The 12,654-nt window shown below is 47.6% G+C and carries 3 protein-coding genes; all 3 read right to left on the bottom strand.

What is annotated here, in order from left to right:
* Positions 1–14: 14 nt before the first annotated feature.
* The 3 genes from edeN to edeP all read right to left on the bottom strand — a co-directional run bounded on the left by edeN (position 15) and on the right by edeP (position 12,386).
* Positions 15–6,530, bottom strand: coding sequence for an edeine non-ribosomal peptide synthetase EdeN (gene edeN, locus FB479_RS04405; protein ID WP_142062951.1), 6,516 nt, complete (start codon positions 6,528–6,530; stop codon positions 15–17).
* A gap of 24 nt (positions 6,531–6,554) precedes the next feature.
* Positions 6,555–7,802 carry a lysine 2,3-aminomutase gene (locus FB479_RS04400; RefSeq protein ID WP_142062721.1) on the bottom strand — a complete coding sequence of 416 codons (1,248 nt, stop codon included), beginning with the start codon at positions 7,800–7,802 and terminating at the stop codon, positions 6,555–6,557.
* 78 nt (positions 7,803–7,880) lie between these two features.
* Entirely contained in the window at positions 7,881–12,386 is a 4,506-nt protein-coding gene (edeP, locus tag FB479_RS04395) for an edeine non-ribosomal peptide synthetase EdeP (RefSeq protein WP_142062718.1), read from the bottom strand.
* Positions 12,387–12,654: the final 268 nt, after the last annotated feature.

Here is a 12,654-nt window from a genome sequence, read left to right as displayed (position 1 = left end):
TTCTCCTACCCCTTTTACTTTATTTTGGATTTTTCTGCTAACATTTTTAGGATTTTCACATAGCGATCCGAAAGCGATTCAACATATGCCGTCTGAAGCATAGATGGATCATAGCTAAAAACGACATGGATACCTTCCGAAGTTTCTGCTACCTGAAGAACCAACGGACTTCCGGCTATTTCTGGCTCAACTGAACGTTTGACTTCCCGTTTCCAAACAGCTGACTGAGCTTTGAACGGAATCGTCTGGTTGACAAAAAGTGTCGGCCATTCCATGTGCGTCGTCGCTTGCCAGTGCTCTGACGGATACAACGCGAGCGTTTGCATCCGGGCACGTACTTGCTTCGTTTGATCCAATAATTGTGAAAACGAACTGATCGTCTGCATATCGATGGTGAGCGGTACGATGTTGTCAAAATTGCCTATCGTTTGTTCCAGCACATCTTGCGTCCGATTCGTCGTCACTACCCCAAGCGTCAAACTAGGTAATTGGGTGACCTGTCGAAGCAACAGCAGGTAGGAGGCAAGCAAGATGTCTCCCAACTCCTGATTGAAATGAGCAGCTACATGCAGCAAATCGGCGTGACCTGTCGGGTCGATATCCTGCTCGACTTGTCGCTTCGCTACCCCACCCGTACCAAATGGTTGAGCAGATTGTGGATTTGCTGCTGTCAACCACTCGTGACGTTGGGCCTCGAGATGCCCGTAATAAAGCATTTTTTTCTGCCAAACAGCGAATGCTTCGTAGCGAGGCTGTTCTTCCGGCGATGGTTCATGCCCTTCTGCAATGGCCTGATACAGAGCCTCCCATTCTTCCAGGAGGAGTCCGAGACCTCGCCAATCACTTAAGGAACTGTGTATACTTCCAATCAACCGATAGCGGTCAGCAGCCAGCTTTATCAGTTCAAAACGAGCCAAACATCCTGATTTGTCCTCAAAAGACCTCTTCTGCTCGGCAGTCAATCGTTCACGCAACCATCCCGTCGCCTCTGCCTCGCTTTTCTCCTGTAAATCACAAAGCCCAAGCGGAATCGGTTCTGATAAGCCTTGGGGCGACAACTGAGGAAAACGTCGCACGAGAGCTTGCCAAGCTTGCTGCATATACGACAGTTCGATTCTGCTCCGAAGCTCGATGTCAAAACATCTGACAGCCACAATCCCATTCTCTTGTTCCTGCTTCAGCAAACGTTCCTGAACGAAGGAATAGATGGGCGCTGTTCCCGAATGAAACTCGCCTAGAATCGGCTTAGGTCTTTCTACGGCTGATTTCCCGTCAGTCAAAAGTAGGTAGGGGGCATCTGTCAGTTGCAGATTACGTCCAGCCCGGTCTGCAAAAGAAACGGGGATGCCGCACGCTATCAAGGTGTCGATCCGTTCAGTCAGGTTCGCTACCCGATCCTCGATTTGGTAAACGCCACAACCACTTTTCATGAGCTCCCGTTGTTCTTGTGAGTGCTCGATTCGAGGCTCGACTAACTGGATGCTACTCTCTCTCGCTTTGCCCAGTGTGATGATACTGGCTTGCGATTGCCGATCCAGGTATTTCTCGTGAACCCGGTAGCCCAGGAATGTAAAGAACGACAGTGCCTTTTCAGCATCTGATGTAAGCAACCGGACAGCAGATTGCTGGTCGCTGCTTTGCCATTCGTCATGCTTCCTGTCCTCGCTCTCTACAAGTTCAATCAATCCTACTGATTCCAGAAAGAGAAAGGCAACGAGTCTATGATTGAAAAGTACTGCTGGCTTTGGTGGGCTGACCAAATCGTATTGGAAACCAGAGTCAACTAACTTTTTCAAAAATTGATCAATATTGGAAATGGAAAAGCATAGATGGTACGGACCCGTCCCCTTCTCTTCCAACAAACGAACGCAAGGTGACGTTTCATCGACAGGCGCAATTAGCTCGATTGGCACACATCCCGGTTTCATGCACATGGATAGATACACGTTTTGTTCTGGATCATGCAGTGAATCGCTTGCATCAAATCCGAGAGTGCCATACATGATTTGAGCCGGGCCCAGTTCTGGAACTGCAACTCCGACATGATGAAGGCGGTTCATCACGCCCTCTTTTTCTGTTTGATGTGGGACGATGTCAACATCATCCAATCGCTGTTTTGGATGCTTCAGAAGCGCTGCCAGTACACGCAAATAGTTGTCAGCGAAGCCTTCCATTGTCTGGGCTTTAAACAACTGGGTATCGTATTCAAGCACGCACCTGAATTGATCAGTGAGTGGTGTAATATCCAGCTTAAAGTCAAGCTTCGACGTCTTCGATTCATGCGGAACCTCTTCAAATTGCACGTCGCCCACTGTAAACCGGACTTCCTGCTCCCGTTGGTTATGGAAGATCAGCATCGTATCAAATAATGGATTTTGCGTTTGCTGGATGCCTGCGGCGCTACGAGCAACGATCTCTTCAAACGGATACTCCTGATGTTCGTAGGCCAGTAGCAGACTGCGCTGCACCTCTTGTACAAAATCGGTATACACAAGATCGGCACGAGGACGATTGCGTATCGGCAGGAAGTTGATAAAGACGCCGACGATTCGCTCCAAATCGGGATGGTTTCGTCCAGCTACCAGAGAACCGACAACGAAATCTTCCTGAGACGTGTATTTCATCAGTAACACGTAATAAGCCGACATCAAAACAGCATGGACAGTCACTTCGTTCTGTTTGGCAAATGCATGCAAATCACCGTACGTAGAATCAGTAATAAAAAACGTATGGTGATCTCCCTGGAATGTCTTAACAGAAGGACGCGGATAATCCAGCGGAAAAGACATGAGCGGGACTCGGTCACTAAAAGTGTCCACCCAGTATTTTTCCTGCTGATTCCACTGCTCGCTCCCCCGCTTCTGCCACTGCCATTCGGCGTAGTCCTTGTATTGAATGGGCAGTGCAGGCAGCTCTTCACCCACATACAATCTAGCGAAGTCTTCCATTAACACATTCAGTGAAATGCCATCCAAAATAATATGATGAGAGTTGAACAGCAGATAATGCTGAGTAGCTGTGACCTCGACTAGGCAAACCTGAAGGAGAGGGGCTTTCGTCAAATCAAAAGATTGCCGGAAGTCTTCCATCAGTTCGTCCAATGTCCTGCCGTCGCTATGAATCGTTTTGATCTCAAATGGCAGATTGTCGCTGATGTACTGATACACTTCTCCATCCTGTACCGCAAACGAAGTTCGGAATGCCTCATGCCTTTGGATGATATCCTTAAACACACTTTTCACTCGACTTACATCCAGATGACCGTTCACCGCGATTACACCCGACATGTTGTAGCTGGTGCTTTCCCCTTCTATTCCATGCATCACGAAAATGCGTTTCTGTGAAGACGAAGCCCTGTATCTCTCGGCTTTACTTGCCCGGTCAATCGGCGCGTAGGATATCGGCTGTCTACCCCTGATGCGGTCAGCTAATTGTCGAATGGTCGGGGTCTGGAATACATCCCTGATCGTGATGTCTGTTTTTCTCTCTTTTTGCAATCTGGTCACGAGTTGAGCGGCCTTTAGCGAGTGGCCTCCTAGCGAGAAAAAATGATCGTGCACGCTTATTTTTTCGACTGCCAAAAGTTCTCGCCATATTTGAGCCAATTGCTGCTCAAGTTCATCTGCCGGGGCCTCTTCCTTTCCCGTGCGATACTGCGTATAATCCAGACGTTGCAAGGCAGTCTTGTCTACTTTTCCACTCTGCGTCCGAGGCAAGGCATCAAGATGGACGAAAATGGCAGGTAGCATGTAATCAGGCAGATAAGTCAGCACTGCTTCTCGCAGAACATGTTCCTCAATCGGTTGCATCGCGGCCAAGCATGCCACCAGATAAGGATCGCGTTTTGACTCCTGAATGGCCACTACTGCTGCTTCCCTGACACCAGGCTGACGGCGCAGGACAGCTTCAATTTCTTCCAATTCAACGCGGTTGCCGCGAATCTTAATTTGGAAATCCTTGCGACCAAAATATTGCAGATGTCCTTTATCCGTCCAACAAGCCAAGTCTCCTGTACGATAAAGCCTGCCATACGGGGTCAGTATATAGGACGCTCTGGTTCTTTCCTCGTCAGCGATGTAACCTTCCGTTACTCCCATCCCGCCTACATACATTTCTCCTATCACCCCTTTGGGCAATAGATGAAAATCTTGGTCCAGAAGAAAGACACGAACGTTGTAACTTGGATGTCCAATCGGAAGCGGATTTTCAAAAGGTCCTTGTCGCGGTACACAATACCCAGATGCCGAGATACTATTTTCCGTTGGGCCATACAAGTTGTACATCTGTGCTTGAGGCAGCAAGGCTGCATGTCGTTCTACTAACGAAGAAGACAGCATCTCTCCTGTACACAGCACTTTTTGAATCGAATCGAGCGAGCCATCAGCCACGTGGTCAAGCAAAGCGTGATACATCGTAGGGACGACGAGTATCACGTTTGCTTGTTGGCTCTCGATGGCAGCCGCGAGCTTTTGCGGGGACTTGTTTTCATGTCGCTGCAACAAGCAAAGGGTACCGCCGCTGATCAGTGTGCAGAAAATCTCGACAACCGATGCGTCAAAAGTCAATGTGGCGATCTGCAACGTTCTCGTCTGCTCTCCGAACCCGACAAATTCAATGTGCCACCAAAGAGCGTTGATTAATTGATCATGCTTTACACGCACACCTTTTGGCGTACCTGTCGAACCAGAAGTAAAGATGGCATACGCCGTACTCGAAGGTACCGCTTTTCGCTGTGGTGTTTGAGTTAATTCCTGTGCCCAGCATGCTGGTTCATCCAGACGAAACACCCTTGTTTGCAAGTCAGCGACGAGTTCCAGATAGCTGCCCTCTGTCACAATCAGAACAGGCTGAATCTGGCTTACGATCTGTTCAATTCGCGCTTTTGGCAAGTCTGGATCAAGCGGGACATAGTAACACCCAGCTTTGAGGATAGCCAGCAGTGCAGTAATCATCTCAGGGGAACGATCACACATGATAACTATCGGTTGGCCTGCATCTGTCACCTCCTTTTGCAGAGCCCAAGACAGGCGATTCGCTTGCTCTTGTAACTCCTTGTAGGTCACAGTCTGCTTACCTTGTACAAGCGCAACTGCATCCGGTGTTTTTTCTGCCGCTTGATCAATCAACTCGTGCACGCAGTAGTTGCTTGGAACTGGCACGACTTTCATCTGTTCCTCGATCATCTCGTGCCGCTCACGATCACTGAGCAAGGTAAGGTCACGAATTTCTTGATCCGGATCAGTCGCAATCTGCTCGAGAAGGCTCAGATAGTGTAGCGCCAGGCGTTCGATTTCCTTCGCTTGAAACTTCCATGCCTGGTAGTTGACATGGACTGTCCATTCATCACCTGGTGTTACTTCCAGCACCATTGGATAATCGGTTGTTTCATGTGAAGTGATATTCTCCAACTCGAAGTCAAGTTCCAATCCGGCCAGTGTCTTGTCGATGGGATAGTTTTGGAAAACGAACAAACTGTGCGCCAAAGGAGTTTGTGCATCCATCTCTGAGCAGTTTTTCAACTGAATCGATGGCACGTACAAATGCGGGGCCATCTGGTGCTGTTCTTCCATCATGACACCCAGCAGATCTTTGACTGTTGTCGTTTCTGTCCGTTTGACCCGGAGCGGATACGTCTTGATGAAGAGGCCGACGATTTCCTCTACTCCAGTGAGATCGGCAGGACGTCCGGCGTACGCCACTTCAAAAAGAGCATCCTGCGTATCGCTGTATTTTTGCAGCAAAATACCCCATGCGGCTTGCAACACTGTGCTGATTGTCACGCGGTAACGCTTGGATGTTTCCTCCAATTTTTCCGTAAGCGCTCGGCTGAGTCGAAGATGATAAGAAGAATACCGCTGCTCTTCGTTGCGATCCCGCATATAGGGAAGCGGCGTAGGAGAGCTAATTCCTTGTAAGGAATCTTTCCAATACGATAACGATTGTTCTTTCGATGCTTCTTTTAGAAAACGCAGATACTCTTTGTATTTCGCCTTCTGCTTGATCGCAGGGGACAGCCCCGAGCACAATTGTCCATATGCTGTAAATATCTCTCTTAGGAGAATGCCGGAACTCCATCCGTCCATGAGAATGTGATGAAATGACCATATGACTTCATAACGATACAACTCCATCCTTACAACTTGAATGCGAATGGTATTGCCCAACTCAAGCGTGAAAGGTGTTTGCTTGTCCTGTGACAACAAAGCAGACAGTTTTCTTTCACGCGTTCCAGATGGTAACTCGCTCCAATCGAAATAAGGAATCTCCACTGTCTTTTGCTTGAGAATCAGCTGGACAGGGGCTTGAAGCCCCTCCCAGCGAAAAACCGTACGAAGCATTTCATTGGCCTCAAACGCCATCGTAACAGCCTGCGTAAACAACTCCAGCTGAAACTTCCCACGAAGAGTTAGCCGATGCTGTTCAAAATACAGATTGGAATCCTTTTGGAGTCGGTAATAAAACAGCATGCCCTCCTGCGTTGGACTTAACGGCAAAATATCAGCTATATTGTTTTTGTCGATCTTGTTCATCACAATTTTTCTCTCCTGACTCCCTTACCGAACAGCTTCACTCGGCAGGTTTTCCACGATCTCCCCATCTGCATTCACGTACGGCAAGCCATTGTGCTCGAATACATGGTCGAGGCAGTACATCTCTCCCTGCTTGTAGTCCAAAATCATCAGGTCTTCTGAACGGGTTGGGATTAATTCCTTCAACCGCTCTGGAAGATAGTCTGGTCCGACCGCTTGATGCCATTTCAAAATAATTTTTTCAGGGCGCTCGGCTGTCGGATAAAAGCCGCAAATCTCTAATTTTCCAAAGTCGTGCGAAGTAAGAAGTACCCCTTTTTTCTCCAAACCACCCAGATTGCGTTTGGACTCGGCCACATTCCGGAACGCCTCGTCCAGAGGAATCGCATACTGCTCGACTCCCCTGACTGGCATAAACACTGTCAAATAATACGAAATGATGCGATTATCGAGAAACTTGCGCTGCAAGTCAATCAAAGTCTCGACAGAATCGTTCACGCCACGAATGATGGCAGGCTGTCCGCGAATCTGTACACCGACGGATAGCAGCGCTTGTGTTGCTTGAATCGAAACGTCGCTTATTTCACCGGGATGGTTGAACTGGGAAATCACACTTACCTGCTTGCCGGGCGTCTGTCTTACTTGGTCAAAAAACGCTAGCAGCTCTCCGTCGAGAAAACGAGCGGGATCATAGGCCAGTGCCTTGGTGGCAAAGCGAACGAGTCGAATACTCTTCACACTCAATAGAGTGCTAATCAGCTTGATTAGGTCAGAGCTTTTACGGAAGGAAGCAGGATCTCCACCGGTAAAGAGAACATTATCGATGTACGGATGAGCTTCCAAATACTGCACTGCCCTTTCTGCTTTTTCCATAATATTGGTGTACCCAATATCCTCGTGGCGGATTTCGTTCACTTTATAGCAGAACTGGCAGTTGGCAATACAAAAGTCGTCGATGTGAAGCAACAATGTCTTTTTGTACTTGTGTTGCAGGAAAGCTGTTTCATCTTGACGGTACGACTTGTTCCCATATGGATCAAAGCGGCCCTTATAGGGCTTCTCTCCCGGTGGCGGAAGCACGATATTGATCATCTGGGTACGATATGGCTCTGATTGACTCGCAATCAACTCGGCATAATAGCGAGTCACCTTGAATGGCATATAAGACTGCTCCAGTAATGCACTGCGCTCTTCCTTCTCTGCTTCTGTAAAGCCGACAATTGTTGCGAACTCCTCAAATCCTTTTTTTCCCATCAACACCTTAACACTCAATGTAATCCCTCCCGTCATTCATACACACTCTTCTTCTTTGCTTTCTCGAAACACTCGGTCAAGCATGTGATTCGCTTGTTAACCAAACAGCAAATCCAGTTCTTTTTGTGTCAATTCCACATCTTCGAAATCCGATGGAGTAAATTCAGGAACCTCTTGACGGCAGCAATGATCAATGAGCTGCTCCAATTCACTGAAAAACAACGCAAGTAACTTCTCTATGGTCTCCTCACGATACTTGCGCAAGCTGTACGTAACCGAAACCTGAAGTTCTCCTTGTCGAATGAGAGCAGCCACATCAAGCAGTGCTGTCAAATGATTACCCACTCCGGCATCAACCGCCAAGTTTCCTCCCAGTAGAACCAGATCATCACTCCGTTGATTATCAACGGTTCCCAGATAATTGAAACGAACATGGGACTTTTCCTCGGCCGCGAGCAGTTGAGGCTTTAGCCAGCCAAACCCAAGACCACCCATCGGTATCTGGCGCAACTTCTCCTTTACCTCTTTCAGGTGATCGGTCCGATTGGATGCATTCGTTTCGAACAAAACAGGATACATGCTGGTAAACCATCCTACTGTTCTGGTTACGTTCATCGCATGAATAGAAGACTCACGCCCATGCGACTCCATTACCAGTAAGAGACGCGCTCTTTCAAACACATCACACAATGTCCGGGTAAGTGCTGCAACCAATAGGTCTTGGGGACCTGTGTTGAACATTCGGTTAGCCGTTGTCAACAGTCGTGACGTGATCTCGGCTGAAAGTGTGCGTGTAGAAGTAGCGCTGTATTCTACCAAGTCTTCGCCAAAATCGTAATCAGTTGGAAGTTTGTCTTCCGGGATGGAAAACATGTCCCAATATGCTCTTTCTTTGCTTGCCTGATCCGACTGGTAAAAGGCGGAGACTTCCTTTATCCAAGCTTGCATCGAATGTGTTTTATCCGGTAAGACAATCGGCTCATTACGTTTCAGACTGGCCAAGGCGCTCATCAAATCCTCCAGCAGAATCCTCCAGGAGACACCGTCCACAACAAGATGATGGGCCGTCAAAAACAATCGTTGAGGTCGATCGGGACCTAATTCAAAGAGACAACCGGTAAACAGCAATGATTCTTCCAGCTTGAAGCTCACAGCGCAATCTCTCATCAACTCAAGCATTCTACTCGCCTGTTCTTCTTGCGGTAAGGAAGAAAGGTCGACGCAAGACACTGACACCCGGTTGGTAAGGTGGCGCTCATTGTAAAAGAGCTTCCCTTCTTTTGCAGAGTAATTGAGTCGTAGACAATCGTGATGGGTAACCAGTGCAGACAGACTCGCTTCAAACTCCTCTAGCGTTACTCTTTCTTTGCTTTCAAGGAGCAACGACTGGTTCCAATGATCAGCATTGCGGAACTGTTGTGACAGAAACCACGAAACGATGGGAGATGACGGCAACTCACCCGTACACGGCTCTTGTGAGATCTGTTCCACTCCCCAGCTCCAGTCACTTCTCGCTTTTAGTTCTGCAATCGTGTCGTAAATCAAGATGTCTCTTACCGGAATCTTGATTCCTCGCTGATGCAATCGATAGGAAACCTGAATCGCCTTGATCGAATCCCCCCCTAGTTGGGAAAACGGGTCATGCAGCCCAAACGGTAAATGACCAAGCACATCCTCATACACTTCAACCAATAGCTTGTCAAACTCGTCACGAGGACTAGTTTCATCCTCCCCACTTTTTCGTTCAATGACAGGTTCGGGAAGCTGTTTTCGATCTACCTTGCCATTTGAGGTCAGCGGAAACTGTTCAAGCTGCACGATTTGCGAAGGGATCATGTATGCGGGCAATCGACCTGCAAGTTCTTCGCGGAGCTCTTTTTCCCGGAAAGATGTTTCCGTGATCAAATAAGCACAAAGGTACTTACGCCCCCACGTATCTATGCGATCGATCACCACAGCCTCACGCACAGAAGAATGCCCTAGTAGCTGCTGTTCAATTTCACCCAATTCAATGCGGTAACCATGAATCTTCACCTGATAGTCAGCCCGCCCCAGATACTCCATAACTCCATTTGGCCGATAGCGAACCAGATCGCCCGTCTTGTACATTACTTTACCTGGCTGAAACGGATCGGGTAGGAAACGCTCTTGAGTCAACTCCTCGCGGTTAAGATACCCGCGTGCCACACTATCTCCCGAAATAAATAACTCTCCTGTCGATCCGATCGGGATTGGTTTCCCATATGAATCTAAAATGTAAAGCTGCACGTTATTGATCGGATGTCCAATCGGCACAGAACCCTCGACATCGGTCTCTGGATCAAATTGATAGATCATGCACCCGACTACAGTCTCAGTAGGTCCATACTCATTGAGAATTTCGATTTGTCCGTTCCATTTCGAATGAATCGCCTCAGCCAGACTCACCTTCAAGTCCTCGCCGCCCACTATCACTCTCTTTACCGTAGTAGTAGGCAGATCGATTTCTTGCAGCAAAAACAGATGGGCGGGCGTGAGCTTTACTACATGGGAACGTCCGTCGCTAAAGATGCGCGATAACACAAACTCTGAATCGGAGTGCGGATAGATAACCATCCGGTTTCCCTTTACCAGCGGGCAAAAAATGGACGTAACCGTCAAATCAAATGCTAGTGAGGAATAAAAAGCAAACGCTTCTTCTGGACAGGAGAGATAGCGGTCTTTCGCCCACGAAATATAGTTGACTAACCCCCGATGAGTAACCATGACTCCCTTCGGATTTCCGGTAGAGCCCGATGTATAAATGACATAGGCCAAATCATCTGGCTGATTAACCGACTCCAGGAACGCGCCATCATTTAAATACAGGGACGAATCACCGAGCTCCAGAATTTCTTTGGACCACGAAATATCTTCTGTTCGCGAGGTGTGACGAAGCAACAGGTCCGCTCCAGAATCAGACAGCAGATATTCGATACGCTGAGAAGGGAGTTGAGGGTCAATCGGAAGGTAAGCACCGCCCGCTTTTAGCACTCCCAGCAACCCGATGATCATCTCTGGCGAATGATCTGCCAGCAGTGCGACAATTACCCCAGGACCAACTCCTCGGATTCGCAACGACTGGGCGAGTCGATTCACTTGATCCTGCAGTTCGTAAAATGTCAGTATGCGCCCCTCTGACTCCAATGCAACTCCCTGTGGTGAGCGTTTTACTTGCTCTTCAAACAACTGGACTACTGTCTTCTGGCTGGGATAAGAAGCCGCTGTATCGTTCCACGTTTTGAGTTGTAGTGCCAACTCTTCGTCAGCAAGGAAGTTCAGATTGGACAGCGGTACTTCTGGAGTCGTGATCATCTGATTGAGCAGCCTTACGAGATGATCCGCTATTCGATCAACATCATTTTCCGTGTACTCGGCGATCTTATAATCCAATTCCAGCGTCAATCGTTCATCTGTAGCCCATTCCCTGATAATGACTTGGAGCGAATACAACTGGTGACCGTTGTAAAACTCCTCATTCGTCACGGGGTACCCGCCAAGGGTGAAGGGCAGCTGCGTGCTGTAATAATTTACACAAATCTGAAACAGGCTGTCATAGCCATGTTTCTTCAATTCCAACTCTTGAGCCAGCAAATCGTACGGATATTTCTGATGAAAAAAACAGGAAGTCAATTCCCTGTTGACATATTTGACATAATCGAAAGCATCCATTTCCATCGGAACTGCCAGACGAAATGGCATGGTGCTGGTAAACATCCCGAATATTTTGCGCTCCACTTTGCCTGAACGGTTTAACAGCGGCGTACCGATCACGATTTCTTCTTGCCTCGTACAACGCTGAAGGTAAAGACTGACGAGAGCCACAAACATGGAATTTAGCGAGCATTTCATCTGGTTTGCAAACTCGCGTATTCTTGTCGAATCTTCACGGTTGAATGCATAGACTTTGCGCTTGCCTTCGGTAGTATCCGTTGCCTTTTGTAGTGTCGTGATCACCGGCAAGCTCTGAAACTTGTCCCGCCAGTATCGCTTGTCCTTTTCAAATCTCTCAGACAGAGAATAGGCATGCTCCCTTTCGACAAAAGCTTGATAAGCGTGTTCATCTCCTACATGAACGGTACCGCCTGCCAACAACGTGTCATAATAGTGAGAAATTTGTTCTGTCATAATGGAGATGGACCAACCATCAGCAATCAAATGGTGAAACTTTACAAAATATCCGGCTTCTTCGTCACTCAGTTGAATCAGACAAAAGTAAAATAGAGGCTCCTGTCCGATCGAAAATGGTTTTGCAAACAAAGCTTGCAGGAATTGTCTGCACCGATCAGGGGCATCCGGTTCCTGTCTGAAATCAAACACCTGCAATGGCTGTGGTTCGTACTCTCCAACGTACTGAAGGACTGTTTCTTCCTCCTGATAGTTGAGGCGCAAAGCATCGTTCTTTTGAATGAACAGGTGAATGGCCGCTTCCAGAACATCCAGTTTCACCTTTCCTTGAACCCGCACCATCCCCCCTAACGTATGGATGGGAAGCTGCGGATGTAATTTTTCCGTATACCAGATACGCTTTTGTGGATGACTTAAAGGATATTCCACCTTCAATTGCTTCTTATCCTGGCGCATTGCATATCCCCCCTTTCGGAATTGTGCAGATGGAATCACAATTCGATCATGGTAAAAAATCTATTTGATTACAAATACTTCCATCCCAACTATATCGATGACTCTTCTCTAGTGTCAAATGAATTTTCCATAAAATGTTATTTCTGAAAATTAGGTTAATTGCATCTCTTCCTCCCTTTCTCTAGCGCTGCATAGAATGGAAAAAATTTTGTGCACACTATTGATTTTGGGTGTCTTTTCACGTAGGATAAAATGTAATATATTGGTA

Source organism: Brevibacillus sp. AG162 (genome assembly GCF_006715575.1).
GTDB lineage: Bacteria > Bacillota > Bacilli > Brevibacillales > Brevibacillaceae > Brevibacillus > Brevibacillus brevis.
The sequence above is the reverse complement of the archived record's forward strand: the minus strand, read 5'-3'. Positions and strand labels throughout refer to the sequence as shown.